This is a genomic window from Streptomyces sp. D2-8 (assembly GCF_023184515.1).
Classification (GTDB): Bacteria; Actinomycetota; Actinomycetes; order Streptomycetales; family Streptomycetaceae; genus Streptomyces.
In genome coordinates this window covers 1-23,817 of record NZ_JAAHBP010000013.1, presented here as the reverse complement: position 1 = coordinate 23,817, position 23,817 = coordinate 1, and the positions used below count along the sequence as shown (strand labels likewise).

General features: G+C 71.1%; 22 protein-coding genes, 2 rRNA genes and 1 pseudogene. 6 read left to right on the top strand and 19 right to left on the bottom strand.

The genetic code is table 11. From position 1 onward, the window contains the following. Positions 1 to 78: 78 nt before the first annotated feature. Both G3I77_RS22680 and G3I77_RS22675 read right to left on the bottom strand, forming a co-directional pair. Positions 79 to 417 (bottom strand): annotated as a pseudogene (locus G3I77_RS22680) (PLP-dependent aminotransferase family protein); the annotation flags it as partial. 119 nt (positions 418 to 536) lie between these two features. Continuing rightward, positions 537 to 1,439 carry an SAM-dependent methyltransferase gene (locus tag G3I77_RS22675; protein ID WP_248506595.1) on the bottom strand — a complete coding sequence of 301 codons (903 nt, stop codon included), beginning with the start codon at positions 1,437 to 1,439 and terminating at the stop codon, positions 537 to 539. Between the two features lie 86 nt (positions 1,440 to 1,525). Here G3I77_RS22675 and G3I77_RS22670 point away from each other — a divergent pair, with 86 nt between their 5' ends. Then, positions 1,526 to 1,882 (top strand): hypothetical protein, encoded by a 357-nt coding sequence (locus G3I77_RS22670; protein ID WP_248506593.1) that lies wholly within the window; start codon positions 1,526 to 1,528, stop codon positions 1,880 to 1,882. Positions 1,883 to 1,898: 16 nt separating this feature from the next. On the opposite strand, the gene G3I77_RS22665 is transcribed toward G3I77_RS22670, so the two are convergent. After that, a complete protein-coding gene (locus G3I77_RS22665; protein WP_248506591.1) occupies positions 1,899 to 3,296 on the bottom strand; it encodes a helix-turn-helix transcriptional regulator in 1,398 nt (465 codons plus the stop codon). Positions 3,297 to 3,524: 228 nt separating this feature from the next. Between G3I77_RS22665 and G3I77_RS22660 the strand changes: the two genes are divergently transcribed. Further along, positions 3,525 to 4,235, top strand: coding sequence for a DUF4232 domain-containing protein (locus G3I77_RS22660; RefSeq protein ID WP_248506589.1), 711 nt, complete (start codon positions 3,525 to 3,527; stop codon positions 4,233 to 4,235). Positions 4,236 to 4,247: 12 nt separating this feature from the next. On the opposite strand, the gene hemB is transcribed toward G3I77_RS22660, so the two are convergent. After that, positions 4,248 to 5,246, bottom strand: coding sequence for a porphobilinogen synthase (gene hemB / locus G3I77_RS22655; protein WP_248506587.1), 999 nt, complete (start codon positions 5,244 to 5,246; stop codon positions 4,248 to 4,250). 192 nt (positions 5,247 to 5,438) lie between these two features. On the opposite strand from hemB, the gene G3I77_RS22650 reads away from it, so the two are divergent. Next, complete coding sequence (locus G3I77_RS22650) at positions 5,439 to 6,827, top strand: FAD-binding oxidoreductase (RefSeq protein ID WP_248506584.1); 1,389 nt, start codon at positions 5,439 to 5,441, stop codon at positions 6,825 to 6,827. A 27-nt stretch (positions 6,828 to 6,854) separates the two neighbouring features. Here G3I77_RS22650 and G3I77_RS22645 read toward each other — a convergent pair whose 3' ends face one another. The 5 genes from G3I77_RS22645 to G3I77_RS22625 form a co-directional block, all read right to left on the bottom strand. Then, the gene (locus tag G3I77_RS22645; RefSeq protein ID WP_248506582.1) at positions 6,855 to 8,561 is read right to left on the bottom strand and encodes a bifunctional uroporphyrinogen-III C-methyltransferase/uroporphyrinogen-III synthase; all 1,707 of its coding nucleotides are present in this window, start codon (positions 8,559 to 8,561) and stop codon (positions 6,855 to 6,857) included. Continuing rightward, positions 8,558 to 9,517 carry a hydroxymethylbilane synthase gene (gene hemC, locus G3I77_RS22640; protein WP_248506580.1) on the bottom strand — a complete coding sequence of 320 codons (960 nt, stop codon included), beginning with the start codon at positions 9,515 to 9,517 and terminating at the stop codon, positions 8,558 to 8,560. The genes G3I77_RS22645 and hemC overlap by 4 nt, the downstream gene beginning before the upstream one ends. Then, complete coding sequence (locus G3I77_RS22635; RefSeq protein WP_248506578.1) at positions 9,514 to 11,280, bottom strand: glutamyl-tRNA reductase; 1,767 nt, start codon at positions 11,278 to 11,280, stop codon at positions 9,514 to 9,516. The genes hemC and G3I77_RS22635 overlap by 4 nt, the downstream gene beginning before the upstream one ends. Beyond that, the gene (locus tag G3I77_RS22630) at positions 11,277 to 12,041 is read right to left on the bottom strand and encodes a redox-sensing transcriptional repressor Rex (RefSeq protein WP_248506576.1); all 765 of its coding nucleotides are present in this window, start codon (positions 12,039 to 12,041) and stop codon (positions 11,277 to 11,279) included. The genes G3I77_RS22635 and G3I77_RS22630 overlap by 4 nt, the downstream gene beginning before the upstream one ends. A 314-nt stretch (positions 12,042 to 12,355) precedes the next feature. Then, positions 12,356 to 12,634, bottom strand: coding sequence for a glutaredoxin family protein (locus tag G3I77_RS22625; protein WP_248506574.1), 279 nt, complete (start codon positions 12,632 to 12,634; stop codon positions 12,356 to 12,358). 162 nt (positions 12,635 to 12,796) lie between these two features. Between G3I77_RS22625 and G3I77_RS22620 the strand changes: the two genes are divergently transcribed. The 3 genes from G3I77_RS22620 (at position 12,797) to G3I77_RS22610 (ending at position 16,315) form a co-directional block, all read left to right on the top strand. After that, positions 12,797 to 13,714 carry an HAD family phosphatase gene (locus G3I77_RS22620; protein ID WP_248506571.1) on the top strand — a complete coding sequence of 306 codons (918 nt, stop codon included), beginning with the start codon at positions 12,797 to 12,799 and terminating at the stop codon, positions 13,712 to 13,714. 349 nt (positions 13,715 to 14,063) lie between these two features. Further along, positions 14,064 to 14,834: an ECF subfamily RNA polymerase sigma factor, BldN family gene (locus G3I77_RS22615; RefSeq protein WP_030840376.1), complete on the top strand. Its 771-nt coding sequence runs from the start codon at positions 14,064 to 14,066 to the stop codon at positions 14,832 to 14,834. Positions 14,835 to 15,070: 236 nt separating this feature from the next. Further along, complete coding sequence (locus G3I77_RS22610) at positions 15,071 to 16,315, top strand: DUF5667 domain-containing protein (RefSeq protein ID WP_248506569.1); 1,245 nt, start codon at positions 15,071 to 15,073, stop codon at positions 16,313 to 16,315. Between the two features lie 102 nt (positions 16,316 to 16,417). Here G3I77_RS22610 and G3I77_RS22605 read toward each other — a convergent pair whose 3' ends face one another. The 10 genes from G3I77_RS22605 to G3I77_RS22560 form a co-directional block, all read right to left on the bottom strand. After that, entirely contained in the window at positions 16,418 to 17,473 is a 1,056-nt protein-coding gene (locus G3I77_RS22605; protein ID WP_248506567.1) for a 1-acyl-sn-glycerol-3-phosphate acyltransferase, read from the bottom strand. Between the two features lie 14 nt (positions 17,474 to 17,487). Further along, positions 17,488 to 18,549, bottom strand: a complete 1,062-nt coding sequence (locus G3I77_RS22600) for an NAD-dependent epimerase/dehydratase family protein (protein ID WP_248506565.1) — start codon at positions 18,547 to 18,549, stop codon at positions 17,488 to 17,490. Between the two features lie 201 nt (positions 18,550 to 18,750). Next, the gene (locus G3I77_RS22595) at positions 18,751 to 18,849 is read right to left on the bottom strand and encodes a 30S ribosomal protein bS22 (RefSeq protein ID WP_003948845.1); all 99 of its coding nucleotides are present in this window, start codon (positions 18,847 to 18,849) and stop codon (positions 18,751 to 18,753) included. A gap of 154 nt (positions 18,850 to 19,003) precedes the next feature. Further along, complete coding sequence (locus G3I77_RS22590; RefSeq protein WP_004984898.1) at positions 19,004 to 19,216, bottom strand: helix-turn-helix domain-containing protein; 213 nt, start codon at positions 19,214 to 19,216, stop codon at positions 19,004 to 19,006. Positions 19,217 to 19,345: 129 nt separating this feature from the next. Then, positions 19,346 to 20,161 (bottom strand): phosphatase, encoded by an 816-nt coding sequence (locus G3I77_RS22585; protein ID WP_248506562.1) that lies wholly within the window; start codon positions 20,159 to 20,161, stop codon positions 19,346 to 19,348. A gap of 223 nt (positions 20,162 to 20,384) precedes the next feature. Further along, positions 20,385 to 21,557 (bottom strand): acetoin utilization protein AcuC, encoded by a 1,173-nt coding sequence (locus G3I77_RS22580; RefSeq protein ID WP_248506560.1) that lies wholly within the window; start codon positions 21,555 to 21,557, stop codon positions 20,385 to 20,387. After that, complete coding sequence (locus G3I77_RS22575) at positions 21,508 to 22,728, bottom strand: MFS transporter (protein ID WP_248506558.1); 1,221 nt, start codon at positions 22,726 to 22,728, stop codon at positions 21,508 to 21,510. The genes G3I77_RS22580 and G3I77_RS22575 overlap by 50 nt, the downstream gene beginning before the upstream one ends. Before the next feature lie 88 nt (positions 22,729 to 22,816). Continuing rightward, entirely contained in the window at positions 22,817 to 23,461 is a 645-nt protein-coding gene (locus G3I77_RS22570; RefSeq protein ID WP_248506556.1) for an HAD family phosphatase, read from the bottom strand. A gap of 62 nt (positions 23,462 to 23,523) precedes the next feature. Further along, positions 23,524 to 23,640, bottom strand: a 5S ribosomal RNA gene (rrf, locus tag G3I77_RS22565). Between the two features lie 72 nt (positions 23,641 to 23,712). Then, a 23S ribosomal RNA gene (locus G3I77_RS22560) occupies positions 23,713 to 23,817 on the bottom strand; the annotation flags it as partial.

The following is a 23,817-nucleotide window of genomic DNA, read 5'->3' as shown; positions in this document are numbered from 1 at the left end:
CGCCTCGATCTCCTGCGGTGTCTGCGTCACGAAGCACAGCCGCGGGGTCGTCCGGTCGGGCGTGCCCGCGTAGAAGGGGGCGCCGGGGCTGCCGGTGGTGACGAGCAGATCGTCGGGGCCGGTCGGCAGGCCGCGCGCGGTGGTGCGGGCGGCGAGCGCGTCCCGCAGCGCGGGTTCGCCCTCGGTCGTGGAGTACTGCGCCCGCTCGGGAGCCTCGGCGAGCACGGCCTCGTACGCGGCGGCGATGCCCCGGGCGTCGAACAGCTCCGGTGCCGGGAGCCCGCCCGCGAAGTTGATCACCTCGGGGCGGGCGGTGACGGCGAGGATGTCCCGTACGGGAGAGCCGCCGACGGCCCGTGCCCGCGCGGCCAGGGGCGGCACCGGAGAGTGGGGGGGCAGGGGCTCGGCGACGGTCATGACACGGCTCCTTCGGCTGCGGTGACGCCTGGTGCCCCGCGGCCTAAGGAAGTACGTGCCGCCTACAAGCAGGTTTCCGGGATCCGGACGCCCCGCCGGTCACGCGGCGGAACCGTGGCTCACGCCTTGGCGCCGATCGCCGCGTACACGTTGATGTCCGCGTCCGTGACGTCGTTGATGTCGCGGTACCGCACCTTCTCGATCTCCTCCAGTCCGGCGAGGAAGGACTCCTCCGGCTGCTCGGGGACGGGAGCGGCGTGGTCGGGCCGCCAGCGGTGCGCGGGGACGACCCCCGGGGCGGCGATCTCCACCCGGTTCTCCGTGAAGAACCGCTCGACGTCGGCCCGGGAGCGCAGCACGAAGGTGAACCCGCGCTCGGTGTACGTCCGCTGGACCGCGCGGATGTTCTCGGGGTTGAGGTCCTCGGTGAGGTGGCTCAGCACCAGCCGGCTGCCGCCGGGCAGTCCGTCGAGCAGCCCGCTCACCAGGGGATACGCCTCCTCGTCCGCGACGAAGTGCAGGATCGCGACCAGGCAGAGCGCGACCGGCCGGTCGAAGTCCAGTGTCTTGGCGGCCTGTTCGAGGATGCCGGCCGGGTCCCGCAGATCGGCGTCGATGTAGTCCGTGCGCCCCTCGGGGCCGCTGGTCAGCAGGGCGCGTGCGTGCGTGAGCACCACGGGGTCGTTGTCGACGTACACGACCCGCGACTCGGGCGCGATGCGCTGCGCGATCTGGTGCACGTTCTCGGCGGTGGGCAGCCCGGTCCCGATGTCGAGGAACTGCCGGATACCGTCCTGCGCCACGAGCGTGGTCACCGCGCGCCGCAGGAAGTCGCGGTTGTGCCGTACGTCGAGGTACCCGCGCGGGTTGGCGGCGAGCGCGGCAGCGGCCGCGTTCCGGTCGGCGGGGTAGTGGTCCTTGCCGCCGAGGAAGACGTCGTAGACCCGGGCCGGGTGCGCCTTGCTGCTGTCGATCCTCCTCTGCAGCTCGGCCGGATCCTGGCTGAGGGCGTCACCGGACATGGACGTCTCCCTGAAGAGTAGGTGGTTCAATCAGCAACCACTACGGCGGTCAACAACCTAACGGTTCAACTGATTTGATGGTGCCCGTGCAGAACGACCTCCGAGCGACGACGACCCTCTGGCGCCCCACCGGACCCAAGGAGCTGGACCTGGTCCTCGACCTCGACTGGCGCGCCTGGCCACCCCGGCTCCCCGAGCAGCCGATCTTCTACCCGGTCCTCAACGAGGACTACGCGATCAGGATCGCCCGCGACTGGAACGTCAAGCACGACGGCGCCGGTTTCGTCACCCGCTTCGAGGTCGACACCGACTTCCTGGCCCGCTACCCCGTCCAGCAGGCCGGCGGCCGCACCATCCTCGAACTGTGGGTCCCGGCCGAGGAACTCGACGAGTTCAACGCCCACATCGTCGGAAAGATCGAGCTGGTCCACGAGTTCCACTGAGCCTGCCCCTTCAGGACTACTCCGTGGTCCCCTCCTCGACCCACTTCTCGCCGCCCAGCGGGAACTCGTACGCCGGGCGCCCGTTGTTGCCGCTCGTGCGGAAGGGCCGGCCGTGGTCGTCCACGGTGAGCGTGCCCGTCCGGCTGCCGCTGGACCAGGTCAGCTCCAGATACCAGCTGACGTCGTACGCGGAGGCGTCGGCCCGGATGTAGTACACCTCCGGGTCGGACTCGCTCACCTTGAACGGGAAGTTCGCGTGCCCCGCCTCGGGCACGACCGACGGGCGCGCGGCGTCCAGCGCGACCGTGAAGAACCGGGTCGGCACGCCGCCGCCGCAGCCGACGCCCGGGTACCCCATGGCGTAGTCGTTCCAGGCGAGCGGCGCACGCTTCCCGGCCATACGGACCGTCAGCCCCTTGACGACCACGGTCTCCTTGCCCGTCCCCTGCACGGTCAGCTTCAGGAACTGCTCCCCCGACGGCACGGCCCCCATCGCCGACACCCAGCCGGGCGCGTCCTGCTCCAGCGGCGGCGGCACCACCCGGCCCGGCGGCAGATTCACCAGGTAGCGCTGAGAGCACGGGCTCTCCCAGGCGTGCGGCTCGGTGTCCACGGTGAGGGGAGCGGAGGCGGGGGCGGCTTCACGCCCAGGGCGGTCCTCGCCGGTGCCGGTGCCGGTGCCGGTGCCGGTGCCGGGGGAGGCTGAGGTGGAGGTCGCGGAGGCAGCCCCCTCCCCCTTGTCTTTCCCCTTGTCCTTGTCTCCGCCGGCCGCGGAGGACGAACCGGCCGAGGGCGACACGGAAGCCGCCCCGCCCTTCTCCTGCCCGCCACCACCGCCGGAGACGGCCGCGCCGCGCCGCCCGTCGTCGTCCGTCCCGCCCGAGGGAACGGCCACGGCGAGACCGACCCCACCGAGGACCACGGCCACGGCGACACCGGCGAGGAGAGCGCGGCGGGGACGCCGACCGGCGTGCTGCTCCGGCGCAGGGGCGTCGGGATCCGCGGGTCCGGCCTGCGGCGCGAGAACGTCGGCCCCCGGAGCGGTCACCTCCGGTGTGGTCACCTCCGGAGAGCGCGCCTCCCGGGAGCTCACCTCCGGGGAGGCCGCCTCGGAAGGACCACCCCCCGCACCGCCACCCCCCGTGCCACCACTCCCCTTGCGCACCCGCCCCGCATCCGCCAGCACCCACCGCCGGTGCAGCTCGACGAGTTCCTCCGGCGACGCCTTGCACAGCCGGGCGAGCCGCTCCACCGGCGCGTAATCGGTCGGCACGGCCTCCCCGTTGCAGTACCGGTGCAGCGTCGACGTACTCATGTGGAGCCGCTTGGCGAGCACCCCGTAGCTCAGCCCCGAGCGCTCCTTCAACTCCCCCAGCAGCGCGGCGAAATCCGCCGCGGCCGTGCCTTCCGACACCGTTCCTCCATGCCCCGTGTCCCGTTCCCCCGTTCCAGGGAATGGCTGTTCTCCCTGGTCAAAGCATGTGCGGGCGTTCCAACGTCCCTGATCGTCCGCCGGGTCTGGCGGCCGGGACGGACCACCGCACAAGCTCTGGTCATCCAAGCACGCCGCTCCCGGCCCACCGGCGGCGCGACCCGCCTGGGCCTGCTTCCCAACCGCCTTTGTCCGAAAGGAAACGCAGTCATGCGCAAGTACCACGCCCTCCCCGTCGCCCTCCTGGCCGCCCTCGCCCTGACGGCATGCCAGGACGGCACGGGCATGAAGGACGAGGGCGCCGCCCAGCCCGAGCCTGCGTCGGCGACTGTCACGGCGACGCACCCGGCGGAGGGCGGAAACAGCGGGAAGGGCACGAACGGCGGGACGTCTGCGAACGGCGGGACGGCCACGAACAGCACGCAGGACACGAGCAGCGGGACGGGCCCGCAGGCCACCAAGGGCGGCAAGGCCCCGAAGGGCACCACGGCAACCCGCGTCTCCTGCAACGGCTCCAACACCACCGTCACCGCACAGCCGGTCCCCCGCCCCCTCAACCACATGCTGCTCACGGTCAAGAACACCGGCTCGAAGATGTGCGACCTCACCTACTACCCGGTGCTGCGCTTCGACGAGATGCAGTGGGTCCCGCGGCCCATCAAGGACTCCAAGCCGCAGGCGGTGACGACCCTTGCCCCCGGCGAGTCCGGCTACGCGGGTGTCTCGCTCTCGGCGGCCGACGGCAGCGGCGAAGGGGGCACCACCGGCCACAAGCTCACGGTCGGCTTCCAGGGCCGCACGCCGAACAGCGACGGCGGCCCCTCGGCGATCCCGGCCCTGCCGGCCGAGGGCGTGTACTACGACAGCACGCTCACGGTCACCTACTGGCTGCGCGACAGGGACGACGCGCTGACCTACTGAGCGCCCTGTCTCCTACCGCTCCTTGAGCTTCTGGGCCACTTCGGTGGCCCAGTAGGTGAGGATGCTGCGCGCGCCGGCCCGCCGGATGCCGGTCAGCGTCTCCATGATCGCCCGGTCCCGGTCGATCCAGCCCTTCTCGGCGGCGGCCTCGACCATCGAGTACTCGCCGGAGATCTGGTAGGCGGCGACGGGCACGTCCACGGCGTCCGCGACCCGGGCGAGGATGTCCAGGTAGGGGCCGGCCGGCTTGACCATCACCATGTCGGCGCCCTCCTGGAGATCGAGGGCGAGCTCGCGCAGCGACTCCCGGGCGTTCGCGGGGTCCTGCTGGTAGGTCTTCCGATCCCCCTGCAGGGACGAGGCGACGGCCTCCCGGAAGGGCCCGTAGAAGGCGGAGGCGTACTTGGCGGTGTAGGCGAGGATGGCGACATCCTCCCGCCCGATCTGATCGAGGGCGTCGCGGATGACCCCGACCTGTCCGTCCATCATCCCGCTGGGCCCGACGACATGGGCGCCGGCGTCGGCCTGCACCTGGGCCATCTCGGCGTACCGCTCCAGGGTCGCGTCGTTGTCGACCCGCCCTTGATCGTCGAGGACGCCGCAATGCCCATGATCGATGGTCTCGTCGAGACACAGGTCGGACATGACGAGCAGATCGTCGCCGACCTCGGCCCGCACATCCCGGAGGGCCACCTGGAGGATCCCGTCCGGATCGGTCCCCGGCGTGCCGAGCGCGTCCTTCTTCGACTCCTCCGGCACGCCGAACAGCATGATCCCGGAGATCCCCGCGGCGACCGCCTCCGCGGCGGCCTTCTTCAGACTGTCCCGGGTGTGCTGCACGACCCCCGGCATGGCGGCGATCGGCACGGGCTCGCTGACGCCCTCCCGCACGAAGGCCGGGAGGATGAGGTCGGCAGGGTGCAGCCGGGTCTCGGCAACCATCCGACGCATGACGGGGTTGCTCCGCAAACGCCGCGGCCGGGAACCGGGAAAAGATCCGTACGTCGACATGGCCTCTACGCTACGCCCGCCCGAAACCCCCCGATACCGACGCACTGTCGGCGCACGGCGGCCCCTCCCACCCGCAATGCGCCCGCCACCCCCCAGGTCCATCCTGAGAACAACAAGGACATGCACAAGGACCCCGACGGCCCGCCCCCTCGCCGCCGCCGTCCCTCCGTACCCGCCCCCACGGAGGACGCGATGACCGCCCCCCACCACACGCCCGACCTCTTCGCCCTGTCAGAGATGAACGGCCCCGTCCTGCGTCCCGGCGACCCCGCCTACGCCGACGAAGTCACCGGCTTCAACCTGGCCGCCCTCCACACCCCGGACGTGGCCGTGGGAGCCACCGGCCCGGACGACGTCGTCACCGCCATGCGCTGGGCGAACGCCACCCGGACCCCCGTCGCCGTCCAGGCCACCGGCCACGGCGCCAACTTCCCCATCGAGCAGGGCCTTCTGATCAACACGACCCGCATGACGGATGTCCAGGTGGACCCCACCACCCGCACCGCCAGGATCGCCGCGGGCGCGAAGTGGAGCCACGTCATGGCCGCGGCCGCCCCGCACGGCCTGGCCGGTCTCTGCGGCACCTCCACGGACGCGGGCGTCGTCGGCTACGTCCTCGGCGGCGGACTCCCGGTCCTCGGCCGTGCCTACGGCTACGCCGCCGACCTGGTCCGCTCCTTCGAGGTCGTCACCCCGGACGGGCGGCTGCGCGAGTCGGACCCCCGGAACGAACCGGAACTGTTCTGGGCGCTGCGCGGCGGCAAGGGCAACGTGGGCGTGGTGACCTCACTGATCACCGAACTGCTCCCGCTCCCCCGCCTCTACGGCGGCGGCATCTACTGCCATGCCGAGCACACCGAGGCCCTGCTGCACGCCTGGACGGACTGGACCCGCACCGTCCCGGACGAGATGTGCAGCATGTTCTCGGTCCTGCGCCTGCCGCCCATCCCCCAGATCCCGGAGCCCCTGCGCGGCGGCTTCTGGGCCCGGGTCGCGATCGCCTGGCCGGGCGACACGGCCGAGGGCGAGGCACTGATCGCCCCGATCCGGGAAGCCGCCCCGGTGGCCGTCGACCTGGTCGAGGAGATGGACTACGCGGCCCTGGACCGCATCCACATGGAACCCCAGGACCCGCTCCCGGCACGGGAGTGCTGCCTGCTCCTGCGCGACCTGCCCCCCGACGCCGTCGGCGCGTTCCTGGAGCAGGTCGGCCCCACGGCCGGCGCCGACCACCCCCTGCTGGTCGCCTCGCTGCGCCACATGGGCGGCGCACTGGCCCGCCCGGCCCCCGTGGAGGACGCCGTCTGCGCCCGCGACGCCCGCTACTTCATGGAGTCGGTCGGGATCATGCCCGCCCCACCCGTGGCCGAGGCGGTCGAACAGGCGACCCGCCGCCTCTACACCGCCATGGCCCCCTACGGCACGGGCCGCACCATGGTCAACATCCACGGCACCCCGGGCGACGAACAGGACCGTGCCCGCGCCTGGAGCCCCGAAGTCTACGAACGCCTACGCCACGACAAGGCCACCTACGACCCGGCGAACCTGCTGCGCTACGGCCACGCGGTGACACCCGCGTAGCCGCAGCAGGCAGAACCAGCCCGGACCTCAGGTCGTCGAACGCCGCCGCCGAGCCCCCGGCCGCCTCTCACTCGGCCGCGTCACCGGATCCCCGGCCTCCACAGCGGCAGCTCTCCGCTTCGCGCCGAAGTCGGCCAGCGCCTCCGCGAGCTTCAGCACGGACGGCTCCGGAGCCATCACGTCCACACGGAGCCCGTGCTCCTCGGCGGTCTTCGCCGTGGCCGGGCCGATGCACGCGATCACGGTGACGTTGTGCGGCTTGCCGGCGATGCCGACCAGGTTCCGCACGGTGGAGGACGACGTGAACAGCACGGCGTCGAAGCCACCGCCCTTGATCGCCTCGCGGGTCTCCGCCGGCGGCGGCGAGGCCCGCACGGTCCGGTAGGCCGTGACGTCGTCGACCTCCCAGCCGAGCTCGATCAGCCCGGCGACCAGCGTCTCCGTGGCGATGTCGGCACGCGGCAGGAAGACTCGGTCGATCGGGTCGAAGACCGGGTCGTAGGGCGGCCAGTCCTCCAGCAGACCGGCGGCCGACTGCTCACCGCTCGGCACCAGGTCCGGCTTCACACCGAACGCGATCAGCGCCTTCGCCGTCTGCTCGCCGACGGCCGCGACCTTGATGCCCGCGAAGGCACGCGCGTCGAGCCCGTACTCCTCGAACTTCTCCCGCACGGCCTTGACCGCGTTCACCGAGGTGAAGGCGATCCACTCGTAGCGGCCCGTGACGAGCCCCTTGACCGCACGCTCCATCTGCTGGGGCGTGCGCGGCGGCTCGACGGCGATCGTCGGCACCTCGTGCGGCACGGCCCCGTAGGACCGCAACTGGTCGGAGAGCGACGCCGCCTGCTCCTTCGTCCGCGGCACGAGCACCTTCCAGCCGAACAGCGGCTTGGACTCGAACCACGCGAGCTGGTCGCGCTGGGCGGCGGCGGAACGCTCACCGACCACGGCTATCACCGGCCGGCCACCCTCGGGCGAGGGCAGCACCTTGAGCTGCTTCAGCGTCTGCGCGATGGTGCCGAGCGTGGCGGTCCAGGTGCGCTGCCGGGTGGTCGTACCGGCGACGGTGACCGTCATCGGGGTGTCCGGTTTGCGCCCGGCGGAGACGAGCTCGCCGGCCGCCGCGGCGACGGAGTCCAGCGTCGTGGACACGACGACCGTGCCGTCCGACGCACCGACCTCCGTCCAGCACCGGTCCGACGCCGTCCGCGCGTCCACGAACCGCACGTCCGCGCCTTGCGCGTCCCGCAGCGGCACACCGGCGTACGCGGGCACACCGACGGCGCTCGCGATACCGGGGACGACCTCGAAGGGCACCCCGGCGGCGGCGCACGCCAGCATCTCCTCGGCGGCGTACGTGTCGAGGCCCGGGTCCCCGGACACGGCACGCACGACCCGCCTGCCGCCCCGTGCGGCCTCCATGACAAGATGTGCGGCATCCCGCACCGGGGGGACGGCCGCGGTGGTTGACGTGCCGTCAACTACCGTCAGCTGGGGCGCTCCTGTGCCCGGAGCCGGATCCTGGGATGGATCCGTGTCCGTGTGCACTTCGGAGACGCCCTGCCTGGCGTGCTGACGTACGACGTCGAGCACCTCGTGCTCGGCGACGAGGACGTCCGCGTTCGCCAGCGCCTCCACGGCGCGCAGAGTCAGCAGTCCCGGATCTCCGGGTCCGGCACCCAGGAAGGTGACGTGCCCGTGTTCAGGACCGGCGGAAAGGGTGGTGGGGCTCAATGTGCTCGCTCCCCCATCAGACCGGCCGCGCCCTGGGCGAGCATCTCGGCCGCGAGTTCGCGACCGAGCGCCATTGCCCCGTCGTGCGTCTCGGGCACGGGACCGGTGGTGGACAGCTGCACCATGCGCGTGCCGTCGGTGGTCCCGACGACCGCGCGCAGGCGCATTTCCTTGACAATCTGCCCGTCGGCCAGCAGGTCGGCCAGCGCACCCACAGGTGCACTGCAACCGGCCTCCAGGGCGGCGAGCAGTGATCGCTCGGCCGTTACGGCGATCCGCGTGAGCGGGTCGTCGAGTTCGGCGAGCGCGGCGATGAGGTCCGCGTTGCCCGCGGCACACTCGATCGCCAGTGCCCCCTGGCCGGGGGCGGGCAAAACCGTGTCGACCGACAGGAAGTCGGTCGCTTCGTCACCGCGGCCGATGCGGTTCAGTCCGGCGGCGGCCAGCACGACGGCGTCGAGTTCGCCGCTGCGCACGTATCCGATCCGGGTGTCGACGTTGCCGCGGATCGGGACCGTCGCTATGTCCAGTCCGTGGCTGCGGGCGTACGCGTTGAGCTGCGCCATGCGGCGCGGCGAACCCGTACCGATGCGGGCCCCGGAGGGCAGGTCGGTGAACTTCAGCGCGTCCCGGGCGACGATCACGTCGCGCGGGTCCTCGCGCACCGGCACGGCGGCCACGACCAGCTCGTCGGGCTGCGTGGTCGGCAGGTCCTTCAGCGAGTGCACCGCGAAGTCGACCTCGCCCTTGAGCAGCGCGTCGCGCAGGGCGGTCACGAACACGCCGGTCCCGCCGATCTGGGCGAGCTGCTCGCGCGAGGTGTCGCCGTACGTGGTGATCTCGACGAGCTCGACGGGCCGCCCGGTCACCTGGCTCACGGCTTCCGCCACCTGGCCGGACTGGGCCATGGCGAGCCTGCTGCGCCGGGTGCCGAGCCTCAGCGTCTTGTCGGTCATGCCGGCCCTCGGTCTTTCTCGGTGGTGCTGTCCTCGGCCCGGGAGACGGCGGCCACCGTCTCGGGGTCGAGGTCGAACAGGGTCCGCAGTGCGTCCGCGTACCCGGCGCCGCCGGGTTCGGCCGCGAGTTGCTTGACCCGCACGGTCGGCGCGTGGAGCAGTTTGTCGACCACGCGCCGCACGGTCTGGGTGATCTCCGCTCGGTGCTTGTCGTCGAGTCCGGGCAGCCGCCCGTCCAGCCGGGCGATCTCGCCGGCCACAACATCGGCGGCCATGGTGCGCAGGGCGACCACGGTCGGTGTGATGTGCGCGGCCCGCAGTGCTGCCCCGAAGGCCGCGACCTCGTCGGAGACGATACGCCGGACCTGGTCCACATCGGCAGCCATCGGAGCGCCCGCGGTGGCCTCCGCCAGCGACTCGATGTCCACCAGCCGCACCCCGGCCAGCCGGTGCACGGCCGCGTCGATGTCGCGCGGCATCGCGAGGTCGAGCAGGAAGAGCACGGGCTCGGGCCGCTGCGGCTCCTCGACCGGCTCGGGCCGGCGCCGCTCGGGGATCCGGCCGACGGTGGCGACGGTCGCGGCGAGCGCGGCGATGGCGTCGGTGTCCGTGGCCGGGTCGAGCGTACCGGCCGATCCCGGCCGGGCCGAACCGCCCGCCGCACGCTGGGCGCCGCCCACCGTGCCCTTGTCCACCCACGCCGCGTGCTGCTCCAGCTCGGCGGCTGCCATCCCGGCCACGGCCGCCTCGCCCAGCACGGAGAATCCGGCGGTGCCCTGCACCGCGGACAGGTCCAGCGGACAGCCGTCCTCGCTGCCGAGGCCGGTGCCCGACGGGCCCCTGCGCTGCGCCCCGGCTGTACGGCCGGACTCGCCGCCCGGCGCCGACGGTCCGTCCTCGCCGGGCCCCGCCGACGGCGGCGTACGGCCCTCGGTCGCCTCGGCGACCGACTCGGCCGTCAGGACCAGGCCCGTCGCGCCGGTGCAGGAGACGGTGACGTCGGCACGTGTCAGCTCGGCCGGCACCGACTCCATCGGTACCGCGCGGGCCGCCACGTCCGTGTCGTCGCCCTCCATGAGGATCTGGGCGAGGCGCTCGGCGCGGTCGACGGTGCGGTTGGCGACGACGATCTCGGTGACACCGGCCCGCGCGAGCGTGGCGGCGGCCAGGGAGGACATCGACCCGGCCCCGATGACCAGGGCCCTCTTGCCCCGCGCCCACTGCTGTACGTCCCCGCCCCGGGCCAGCTGCTCCAGGCCGAAGGTGACCAGGGACTGGCCGGCGCGGTCGATGCCGGTCTCGGAGTGGGCGCGCTTGCCGACCCTGAGGGCCTGCTGGAACAGGTCGTTCAGGAGACGGCCGGCGGAGTGCAGGTCCTGGGCCCGGGCCAGGGAGTCCTTGATCTGGCCGAGGATCTGTCCCTCGCCGACGACCATGGAGTCCAGCCCGCAGGCCACCGAGAACAGGTGGTGGACGGCCCGGTCCTCGTAGTGCACATAGAGATAGGGAGTGAGCTCCTCCAGGCCGACCCCGCTGTGCTGGGCGAGCAGCGTGGACAGCTCGGCGACACCGGCGTGGAACTTGTCCACGTCGGCATAGAGCTCGATGCGGTTGCACGTGGCGAGCAGCGCGGCCTCGGTGGCCGGCTCGGCGGCGACCGTGTCCTGGAGCAGCTTGATCTGCGCGTCCGCGTTCAGCGAGGCCCGCTCCAGCACGCTGACCGGGGCGCTGCGGTGGCTGAGTCCGACGACGAGGAGGCTCATGCCGGCATCACGGCGGGCATGTCCCCGTCGGGTCCCTGGTCGGCGGAATCGCTGCGGGCGGCGGCGACCGGGACGCCCCCGTCGGAGGCGGCGGCCTCCTCGCCGGCCTTGCGCTGCTCGTGGAAGGCGAGGATCTGCAGCTCGATGGAGAGGTCGACCTTGCGCACGTCGACGCCGTCCGGGACGGACAGCACGGTCGGCGCGAAGTTCAGGATGGAGGTGACACCGGCGGCCACGAGCCGGTCGCAGACCGCCTGAGCGGCACCGGCGGGGGTGGCGATGACGCCGATCGACACGCCGTTGTCCTGGATGATCTTCTCCAGGTCGTCGGAGTGCTGCACCGGGATCCCGGCGACGGGCTTGCCGGCCATGGCCGGGTCGGCGTCGATGAGCGCGGCGACCCGGAAGCCGCGGGAGGCGAAACCGCCGTAGTTGGCGAGGGCCGCGCCGAGGTTACCGATACCGACGATCACAACCGGCCAGTCCTGGGTGAGCCCCAGTTCGCGGGAGATCTGGTACACGAGATACTCGACGTCGTAGCCGACACCCCTGGTCCCGTACGACCCGAGGTAGGAGAAGTCCTTGCGCAGCTTCGCGGAGTTGACCCCCGCCGCGGCCGCGAGCTCCTCGGAGGAGACCGTGGGAACCGAGCGCTCCGACAGTGCGGTCAGAGCGCGGAGGTACAGCGGAAGCCGGGCGACGGTGGCCTCGGGAATCCCTCGGCTGCGGGTCGCCGGTCGGTGAGTTCGGCCAGTTGCCACGGTGCTCCTGCGGGTAGAGCGGGGCTGTAGGCGGTCATACGTCCCTACATGACCGCCCCGTCGAATGCAGGCTATGTCTTTGTGAACGCGTGCACAAAGATGGTGTCCGATTTGCCCGCCCAACGTGACCGGGCTCACGCGCCCCCGGCGCGCGCGCAGGGAACCGGCGCATTCGCACCACCGTTCCTTGTCTTCTGGGGGCAAAACCGCACACTCTCCTCAGTGAATCCCGCCCCCGAGATCAAGCCACCATCGATCCTAAGCGACCCGGCGGCCGCTTTGGACTGATCGGTCAGTCGCTCGCCCGGGCGGGATCAGTCGGTCAGCGCCTTGCGCAGGCGGTCCTCGTTCACGCGCCAGAACGTGTGCTGCCTGCCGTCCACCAGTACGACCGGGATCTGCTCCCAGTACTGGTCGTACAGTTCCCGATCCTCGGTGATGTCCTTCTGCTCCCAGGGGACTCCGAGATCACCGCACACCTTCTCCACAACGACCTGTGCGTCATCACACAGATGACAGCCGGGCTTGCGGATCAGGGTGACGAGCCGGTCCCGAGGGGGCCTGCGACGGAAGAGGGGACTCATGTCGGCCATTGTCGCGCGCCCGCGGCCAAGCGGAACCCCCGCGAAAGGGCCAGGGGACGCGCCGGCCGCGTTCATATCGCACGGCATCTTTAACGACACGCTTGCCGAGAGTTCACACGCTCCCAACCTCTCGACTCCGGAACCCCCGAACAAACTGGCTATGCTCACGCCATGGCCGCTCTAGGATGGCTCACTCCCCGTAGGCGCTCCGCCACGGCGCGGAGCGTTTTGGCAGGCGAGGCCTCGGCGGAGGCAGCCCGCAAGTCCACGCAGGAAGCCGCCGGCACGACCGAGGAACCGCAGTTCCCGGTGCACGGCGACGACCAGGCCGCCGCCTTCTTCGACCTGGACAACACCGTCATGCAGGGCGCGGCCCTCTTCCACTTCGGACGCGGCCTGTACAAGCGGAAGTTCTTCGAGACCCGCGAGCTCGCGAAGTTCGCCTGGCAGCAGGCGTGGTTCCGGCTCGCCGGGGTCGAGGACCCCGAACACATGCAGGAGGCCCGCGACTCGGCCCTGTCGATCGTCCAGGGCCACCGCGTCGCCGAACTCCAGTCGATCGGCGAGGAGATCTACGACGAGTACATGGCCGAGCGCATCTGGCCCGGTACCCGCGCCCTCGCCCAGGCCCACCTGGACGCGGGCCAGAGGGTGTGGCTGGTGACGGCCGCCCCCGTCGAGATCGCCCAGGTCATCGCCCGGCGCCTGGGCCTGACCGGCGCCCTGGGCACGGTCGCCGAGTCCGTCGACGGCGTCTACACCGGCAAACTCGTCGGCGAGCCGCTGCACGGCCCCGCGAAGGCCGAGGCCGTACGCGCCCTGGCCGCCGCCGAGGGCCTGGACCTCGGCCGCTGCGCCGCCTACAGCGACTCGCACAACGACATCCCGATGCTCTCGCTGGTCGGCCACCCCTACGCCATCAACCCGGACAGCAAGCTGCGCAAACACGCCCGCGAGCTGGACTGGCGCCTGCGCGACTACCGCACGGGCCGCAAGGCCGCCAAGGTCGGCATCCCGGCCGCGGCGGGCGTCGGCGCGGTCGCCGGCGGCACGGCGGCCGCCATCGCCCTGCACCGCCGACGCCGCTGACCATCTGATCAAACCGGGACACCATCGTTTACGGGATGACAAACCCCGTAAATCCAACTGGCGTACCCCCGCAACCCCGTATCCAGTCCTCTTGGCTGCACACGGCCACAACACGCCCTGGACTCAGCCGCAATCCGAACCATTCCGATCAACAACCGTTCACCTTCCGGCACTTGATCGGGCGTCAATCGGTTACGGAAGCGACGTAATCGATGATTTGAGCAACTCGGTGTAGCAGTGCCTGCACGAAGCGTTATTCTCCTCAGACGCAAACCGGTACCCCTCCGTCGCTACGACGGGTGAAAGGTCCCGCACTGCACGTGATGGAAGCTCTGCCTCTGGGAGTCCCGTGTACCCACACGTCGGGGTTGACGCCTCGGGCCTGGCTACGCTGCGCGCAACGGTCCAAGACCTGTTGCGCGGCTTCGTCCCCACCGCGTACGCCGTCCCCGCATTCGCCACCGCCGCGCCCGTCGGCCCGTGCTACGCACTGGCCGACGGCAGCGCTGCGGTCGGCAGACGAGGCCGCCCGTCCGGGGCGGCCACCGCGCGCCGGCCGGCCGCGGACAGCGACAGCGCCCGGATGATGGACCTCGTGGAGCGTGCCCAGGCCGGCGAGTCCGACGCCTTCGGACGCCTCTACGACCAGTACAGCGACACCGTCTACCGGTACATCTATTACCGAGTCGGAGGAAAGGCGACAGCCGAGGACCTCACCAGCGAGACCTTTCTGCGTGCCCTGCGCCGCATCGGCACCTTCACCTGGCAGGGCCGTGACTTCGGCGCCTGGCTCGTCACCATCGCCCGCAACCTCGTCGCGGACCACTTCAAGTCCAGCCGCTTCCGCCTCGAGGTCACCACCGGCGAGATGCTCGACGCCAACGAGGTCGAGCGCTCCCCCGAGGACTCCGTCCTGGAGTCCCTCTCCAACGCCGCCCTGCTCGACGCCGTACGGCGGCTCAACCCCCAGCAGCAGGAGTGTGTGACGCTCCGCTTCCTCCAGGGCCTCTCCGTCGCCGAGACCGCCCGGGTCATGGGCAAGAACGAGGGCGCCATCAAGACCCTCCAGTACCGGGCCGTCCGCACCCTCGCCCGGCTCCTCCCGGAAGACGCCCGCTGATCGCCCCGCACGCTCGGCGACATCCAACTCACGGTCCGTGAAAGTCCGTTGACTTCGGCATCCGATCAGCCGACGTCCGTAACCCAAGTGCCACGCCACTCGTTGTGCGGGATGCAGGCTCCCTGTGGTCACCCCCTGGCCGACTCCGATCACTCGATCGTGTGGTCGTGGTCAGGGTGTGCAACCCTCAGGACCCCCTGGGGAGTCGACCGTCATGACGAGAGGAGGTGCCGCCAGTGATCGCGAACGTATCGGCGCACCGGCGGGCGAACGCCTTCGCCCAGGCCCTGGAGGAGCAGTCCGAGCAGGGCACGGCGGCCGAGCAGCCCGAAGGATCGGCACCGGCCCCGGCAGTCGCGGAACCGAGCGAACAGGCCCGCCATCTGGCGCTCGCCTCGGGTCTCGGCGCGTTGCCCAAGCCGGAGCTCGACCCGGAGGTCAAGGTCGTCCAGCGGGCCCAGCTCGTGGCCGCTTTCGAGGCCATGCTGCAGGAGGGCACCGCGGGCGGCGGGGCGACGGACCGAGCGCTCCCCGAGCAGCGATCCCGGGCTCGCGGCGCACACCGCGCGAGTTCGCTGAAGAAGTTCCGGCCGCGTTCCCGGCTCGCCAAGGGCCTCACCGCGGGCGGACTCAGTGTCGGAGTGGCCGCGAGCGCCTTCGGCGGTGTGTCCGCCGCCAGCTCGGACGCCCTGCCCGGCGATTCGCTCTACGGACTCAAGCGCGGCATCGAGGACGTCACGCTCGGCCTCGCCGACGGGTCGGACGAGCGCGGCCGGGTCTACCTCGACCACGCCTCCACCCGGCTCAGCGAAGCCCGCCGCCTGATGGAGCGCGGCCGCAGCGGCCCCCTGGACCACGAGTCCCTCGGCGAGATCCGCCGCGCCCTGTCCGGCATGCGGCACGACGCGTCGGAGGGCCACCGGCTGCTGAGCGAGGCGTACGAGCGCGACCCGGACTCGCTGGCCCCCATCCAGGCCCTGTCCGCGTTCTCCCGCTCCCACCGCGAGGCCTGGGGCGAACTGCGCGAGCGACTGCCCGTCCAGCTCGGGGACGTCAGCGAGCAGGTGTCGTCGGTGTTCGACGCCATAGACGAGGACGTCGCCCCGCTGCGGTCCCTGCTGCCCGAGCCCCCGGCCACGAGCGGCGGCGACGGCAAGCGGCAGGGCGCCTCCGAGTCGGCCCCCAGCGGCTCCTCGGGCACCGACCGCTCGACCCGCCCCAGCGACAGCGGCGGCGGGCACAGCGGCGACCGCAGCACCGGCAGCGGCAGCCCCAGCCGCTCGGCCGGCTCCGGCAGCGACAGCGACGGCCTGCTCGGCGGCAACACCGGCGGCCTGCTCGACCCGCCGACGGACAGCGAGGCGAGCACCTCCCCGTCGGCGGAGGACAACACACCCGTCCCCGAGCCGGATGTGACACTCCCGCCGCTCCTGCCCGGTCTGCTGCCCGGGCTGGGCATCGACAGCGAGGACGCGGACTAGACGGAGACGGTGGGGGCGCCCCTCGGCCGAGGGGCGCCCCCACCGTCGTACGCGGGCAGGGTCAGAAGAACACCGACCGGCAGGCTGTTGCGAACGTCGGCCTCAGAAGAACACCGACCGCCGCTGCACCAACAGCTTGTACAGGGTGTGCTGGATCTGCTCCCTGACCTGGTCGGTCAGGTTGAACATCAGCATCGGGTCCTCCGCCGCCTCCGGCGGATAGCCGTCCGTGGGGATCGGCTCGCCGAACTGGATCGTCCACTTGGTCGGCAGCGGAATCGCCCCGAGCGGCCCGAGCCACGGGAACGTCGGCGTGATCGGGAAGTACGGGAAGCCCAGCAGCCGCGCGATCGTCCTGGCGTTGCCGATCATCGGGTAGATCTCCTCCGCCCCGACGATCGAGCAGGGCACGATCGGCGTCCCCGCGCGCAGAGCCGTCGAGACGAAACCGCCGCGGCCGAAGCGCTGCAGCTTGTAGCGGTCCGCGAAGGGCTTGCCGAGGCCCTTGAAGCCCTCCGGCATCACCCCGACCACTTCGCCCTGCTCCAGCAGCCGGGACGCGTCCTCGGCGCACGCCAGGGTGTGACCCAGCTTGCGGGCCAGCTCGTTGACCACCGGCAGCATGAACACCAGGTCCGCGGCGAGGAGACGCAGATGCCGGCCCGCCGGGTGGTTGTCGTGCACGGCGACCTGCATCATCAGGCCGTCCATCGGCAGCGTGCCGGAGTGGTTGGCGACGATCAGGGCGCCGCCCTCGGACGGAATGTTCTCGACGCCCTTCACCTCGACCCGGAAGTACGTGTCGTACAGCGGGCGCAGCAGGGACATCAGGACCTGGTCGGTGAGCTCCTCGTCGTAGCCGAAGTCGTCGACCTCGTAGTCCCCGGTGAGGCGGCGGCGCAGGAAGGCCAGGCCGCCCGCGATCCGCCGTTCCAGCCCGCCCACGCCGTCCCGGGAAGGCTCCGGCTGCTGTTCCTCAGAAGTCACAGGAACATCATCCTGCGGAACAGCCCTGGTGGGCAGGGGCTGCACCTCACGTACCGGCACGGACTCCGCGCCCGGGCGGCGGTTCCCAGCGCTCCGGCGCCGCTGGGGACGCTGCACGGCGCTCCCCCGGGACCGGTCGTCGTCGAACGGAATGACCTTGGCGTCCGCCATCGTTGATGCGCTCCTCAGTTGGCGCTCTGCGTCGGAGGGTGTCCGCCGCCCGCGAGAGGCAGGTCGGCGATCCGGTCGACGGCCCCCGCAAGGGCCTCCGGCGGAAGAAGTCCGGGGCCCTGGCTGCGGGCGAAGTCCGCGAACGTCTCCGCGGTCGTGTACTTGGGCTGGAATCCCAGCGTCTCGCGCATCTGGCCCGTGGCCACCACCCGGCCGTGCGTGAGCAGCCGGATCTGCTCGGGCGAGAAGTCCGTCATCCCCAGCGTACGCACCAGCGAGCCCGCCCAGGTGACGGCCGGGAGCAGCAGGGGCACGGTGGGGCGGCCGAGGCGCCGCGAGCACTGGGAGAGCAGCAGCACACCGTCGCCGGCGATGTTGAAGGTGCCGCTGTTGAGCGTGCCCCGCCGGGGTTCGTGCGAGCCGATCCGCAGCACCTCGATCACGTCGTCCTCGTGCACGAACTGCAGCCGCGGGTCGTAGCCGAACACGGTCGGCAGCACCGGCAGCGCGAAGTACGAGGCGAGCGGGGTGTCCGCGGTCGGGCCCAGGATGTTGGCGAACCGCAGCACGCACACGGCCACATCGGGCCGGCGGCGCGCGAAGCCGCGGACATAGCCCTCGACCTCGACGGTGTCCTTGGCGAAGCCGCCGCTGGGCAGGGACTTGGGCGGGGTCGTCTCGGTGAACACGGCCGGGTCGCGGGGCGCGGAGCCGTAGACGTTCGTGCTGGACTTCACGACCAGCCGCTGCACGGAGGGGGACTTCTGGCAGGCACCGAGCAGCTGCATGGTGCCGATGACGTTGGTCTCCTTCAGGGAGGCCCGGTTGCCGCTGCCCAGCGGCGTCCCCGTCACGTCCAGGTGGACGATCGTGTCGGCGCCCGTCTCGGCGAGCACCCGCGCGATGCCGGGCTGCCGGATGTCGGCCTGGATGAAGTCCGCACCGCCCAGATGGTGCTCGGGCGGCACCGCGTCCACGGCGACGACCCGGTCCACGTCGGCGTCCCGCTGGATCCGCCTGACGAACCGGCCCCCCAGCTGGCGGGCCACTCCGGTCACGAGCACGACCTTGCCCAAGATCAGCGCCTTCCTTCCAGAACCTCGTGCCCCCGCCGCGTTCCCCCGTGGGGCCAACTTAGCGGGTTGTTGTTGCGCTGTGATGACCGCCCGATGCGCGAAGTGACCGAAGCAGCCAGACGATGGAGCGGATACGCGTGTGGCCCCCCACCGGTGGGTGGGGGGCCACAGCAACGCTCTCGCGGCGTGCGCGTCGCGAACTTACTTCTTGTTGCGACGCTGAACGCGCGTGCGCTTGAGCAGCTTGCGGTGCTTCTTCTTCGCCATCCGCTTGCGCCGCTTCTTGATAACAGAGCCCACGACTACCCTCGCTCACTTCTCATCACTCGGTGTTTGGGCGCCATGGGCCCATACGACCTACGAGGGGCCAGCCTACCCGTCCGAGCGCTGAGGTCGTAATCGAGGAGGCCGGGGGATCCCGAAGTGCCCTGGGGGGATCGCCCCGACCCTGCCGTCAGGCGGTTTCCACCCCCACGTAACTCTCGCGGAGGTACTCGTGAACCGCTTGCTCCGGGACGCGGAATGACCGCCCCACACGGATCGCGGGCAGATGACCGCTGTGCACCAGCCGGTACACGGTCATCTTCGACACTCGCATCACCGAGGCGACTTCCGCCACGGTAAGGAACTGAACCTCGTTCAGAGGCCTCTCGCCAGCTGCAGCCATGACACACCTGAACCTTCCGCACTCGACGGCCACCGGCTTCCCCTTCCGGTGACTCTTCGTCGCTGCGTGCTCACTCCCCAATGTAGGTGCCAGTGATGCGAGTGGGGAAGAGGTGGAGCCATCGGCGACCTACTGTGACAGACACGCCCGATTGAGTACGTAGCGGGTAAGCGGCAGGTAGTAATCAGACCGCACGCCGTCATCAAGTGGAACGACGACGGACACGCACCCCTCGGCCTCCCCCACGAACAGCGCCGGATCGTCCGTATCGGCCGGCCCGATGGCCTCGAACCCCAGCTGACCTGCTCCGCAGACCCACCCGTGGTCCCCGATCACCAGCTCGGGAAGGGGCCCGCCGGCCTCCGCGCAAGCGGCCAGTACGGTACGAACCGGGAGCGGTGAGTGCGTATGTGCGCCGGGCTCACAACCGGGGCGTTCCGCGTCGGGGGTCCGCACCAGCGCGACTCCTCGTACGTAGTCGAGGTTGTACGTGCGTAGGCCGAACCGGGTCGTTATGTCGATACGGCGACCCTGCGCAGGGGTGAGAACGGCACATCCCGCCGCCGACAGCGCGTCTGCCAGAGCGCCGTAGAAACCGAGCAGCCGGTGCGGATGCCCGGTGCCGAGAAGCACGGGAGCACCACGCCGGGCGGCCTCGGCGAGGCGTTCCGCGAAGGCGTCCAGCGCCGCCAGGGTCCGCTCCGGATCGATCACGTCCTGGCCGGAAACCTGCCGGGAATCGGCCGAAACACCGCACCGGTCCGCCATCAGCTCGATCAACTCCCGCTGCTGCCAGGCACCTTCGGGATCGATACCGAGCAGCACCCGGGGGTCCCGCGCGGCGAAGAGCCGGTAACTGCGCAGGCTCTCCTCCCGCGAGGTCGCCACGGTCCCGGCGAGCCGCGCGCCCACCAGGTGCGCACGCAGGGCTTCGGTGGTCAGCACAGAAAGATCGTGCGTGACCGGAACGCCACCTGTCCCGGAAACCCGCGAACACCGCACGGTCGGCCCAGGGCCTGTCGTCTGGATCACGCCGCAGACGCGGGGCCTGGCACGCACATCTGCCGCGTTGTCGTCACTCGCCGACGCTCCGCGTCACCGGCGCTGAACGGCACCGCCGAGTTCCTGCGGCCTGATCCACGCCAGGCCCTACGCCCGGCGGCACCCCCTACGCCAGCAGCCCCCGCAGCGGGAACACCGCCCGCCGGGCCGCCAGCACCGCCTGGTCCAGCCGGTCCGCGGGGTCGTAGCCCTCCTCCCAGCCGGACCAGGCGACGGGCCAGCGCCCGTCCGTCATCCGGGCCGGGGCCAACTGCCGCGTCCTCGCGAACACTTCCTGCCGCCAGCCCTCGGGGATCATCGCCTCGGGCTCCACGGCCCGGCCCGCCGCGATCGCGACCAGATGCGTCCATGAGCGCGGCACGACATCCACCACGGCATAACCGCCCCCGCCCAGGGCCACCCACCGCCCGTCGGCGTACTCGTGCGCCAGGTCGTGACAGGCCACCTGCACCGCCCGCTGCGCGTCCAGCGACACCGCCAGATGCGCCAGCGGATCCTCGAAGTGCGTGTCGGCCCCGTGCTGCGTCACCAGCACCTGCGGCCGGAAGTCGGCGATCAGCTCCGGCACCACCGCGTGGAAGGCCCGCAGCCACCCCGCGTCCCCCGTCCCGGCCGGCAGGGCCACGTTCACCGCCGAACCCTCCGCGGAGTCCGCCCCGGTCTCCTCCGGCCACCCGGTCTGCGGGAACAGCGTCCGGGGATGCTCGTGCAGCGAGATCGTCAGCACCCGCGGGTCCTCCCAGAACGCCGCCTGGACCCCGTCCCCGTGATGCACGTCGACGTCGACGTACGCGACCCGCTCAGCCCCGAGCTCCAGCAGCCGCGCAATGGCCAGCGAGGCGTCGTTGTAGATGCAGAACCCGGACGCACCGCCCGGCATCGCGTGGTGCAGCCCACCCGCGAAGTTCACCGCGTGCAGCGCCTCACCGCGCCACACCGCCTCCGCCGCCCCCACCGACTGCCCGGCGATCAGCGACGACACCTCGTGCATCCCGGCGAACGCCGGATCGTCCATCGTCCCCAGCCCGTACGACTGGTCCGCCGCCGCCGGATCCGCCGACGCGGCCTTCACCGCCCCGATGTAGTCCTGGCGGTGGACGAGCCGCAGCGTCGACTCCCCGGCCGCCTTCGCGGCGACGACATCCACCTCACGGTCCAGCCCGAAGGCATCGACCAGTCTCCGGGTCAGGGCGAGCCGGACCGGGTCCATCGGATGCCCCGGTCCGAAGTCATAGCCCGTTACTGCCTCGTCCCACATCAGCTGTGCGCGGCCGCTCATGCCCGCCACCGTATCGGTCCGGTTGAGCAGCGAACGACCGGGCGTACACGAGCGTCACCAGCACCAACACCATCGGCACGAGCATGGCCCCGCGATAGCTCCACAGATCACCGAGCGCCCCGACCAACGGCGAACCGATCAAGAACCCCACATAGTTGAAGACATTCAGCCGCGCGACGGCCGCATCCGAAGCCCCCGGGAACAGCCTCCCGGCCGCCGCGAACGTCTGCGGCACCAGCACACACAACCCCACCCCCACCAGCGTGAACCCCAGCATCCCGACCCACGCCCCGGGCGCCCCGGCCACCACGGCGAACCCACCCGCCGCCACCAGCGCACCGCCCCGCACCACCGCGACCGCCCCGAACCTCCGCACCCCGAGGTCCCCGATCGCCCGCCCCAGCAGCGTGGTGACCATGTACACGTTGTACGGCACCGTCGCCGTCTGCTCCGAGCTCCCCAGCACGTCCTGCAGGTACTTGGCGCTCCAGTTGGAGACCGTCGAGTCCCCGATGTAGGCGACCGTCATCACCAGACACAACGGCAACAGCCACTTGAAGACGACGGCCTGGCCCTCCCCCGCCGTCTTCTCCACCTCGGCCGCCGCACCGCCCCGGTCGTCGACGTACCACCGGCTCCCCACCAGCACAGCCGGCAGCAGCACCAGCACGACCGGCAGATACGACACCCACAGGGCCAGATGCCAGTGCGCACCCACCCACGCCAGCGAGGCCCCGGCGATCCCGCCCAGGCTGTAGGCCGCGTGGAAGCTGAGCATGATGCTGCGCCCGTACGAGCGTTGCAGGCTCACCCCGAGCATGTTCATCGACGCGTCCAGCACCCCGACGGCGAGCCCGAACGCCGCGAGCGCGACTCCGAGCTCCACCATCCGCTCCCCGGCCCCGACGCCGAGCAGCGCCAGCAGCACCACGGGCTGGGACCATCGCAGCAGCCGGCTCGGCGGCACCCGCTTCACCAGCCGCTCGGTGGTCACACTCCCGACGCCGGCGAGGATCGGCACGGCGGCCAAGAACGCGGGCAGCAGCGCGTCGGAGACCCCGTACCGGTCCTGGATGGCCGGGATCCTCGTCACGAGCAGAGCAAAGGCGACACCCTGCACCAGGAAGCTGAACGCCAACGAGGCCCTGCCGCGCCGCAGCACATCTGTCATGGCGGCGAGCGTAGGGCCCCGGCCTACCCGTGGGTAGATCCAGCCAAAGATGAATTCCCCTCAGCTTCGGCGGGAGTTCGGGTACGGCTCACACCAGCAGGTCGGCCAGCTCCCCCATGTCGGAGAAGAGCCGGCGGGCCCCCGCCAGCTTCTCCGCCGGTGTCATGGCGGTGAACCCGTAGACGTCCATCCCCGCCGCGACGGCCGCCTGCACGCCCAGGGGACTGTCCTCGACGACGACGCACCGCTCCGGCGCGACCCCCATCCGCTCGGCCGCGTACAGGAAGAGATCGGGAGCCGGCTTCCCCCGCCCGACGTCCTGCGAACTGAAGATCCGCCCGTCGTCGAACCACCGGTCGAGCCCGGTCGTGCGATGCCCCACGCGAATCCGCTCATGACTCCCGGAGGAGGCCACGCAGTAGCGCTCCCCGTCCGCGGCCAGCTTCTCCAGGACTCCGGTGGCCCCGGCCACGGCCACCAGTTCCTGCTCGAACGCCGCGAACACCCGCGCGTGAAAGACGTCGTCGAAGTTCTCCGGCAACCGCTGCCCTGTCCGGTCGAGGACCAGTTCGTGAATCCGGTGCATCGCAGATCCCATGTAGTCCCGAATGGACTCCTCATACGAGGTGGGGTGCCCCAGCTCGGTGAGGTACGTCGCGAGCAACCGGTTGGAGATGGGCTCGCTGTCGACGAGCACACCGTCATTGTCGAAGATCACGAGGTCATAGCGCATGGCTTCGAGCCTAAACGCAGAAAACCCCCGTATCCGAAGATACGGGGGTTTTCCCAAAGATTGTTCGGCGGCGTCCTACTCTCCCACAGGGTCCCCCCTGCAGTACCATCGGCGCTGTAAGGCTTAGCTTCCGGGTTCGAAATGTAACCGGGCGTTTCCCCTACGCTATAACCACCGAAACACTATGAAACTGACAACCGGCACTTTGGTTGTTCGTGGTTTCAGAACCAACACAGTGGACGCGAGCAACTGAGGACAAGCCCTCGGCCTATTAGTACCGGTCAACTCCACACGTTACCGTGCTTCCATATCCGGCCTATCAACCCAGTCGTCTACTGGGAGCCTTACCCTCTCAA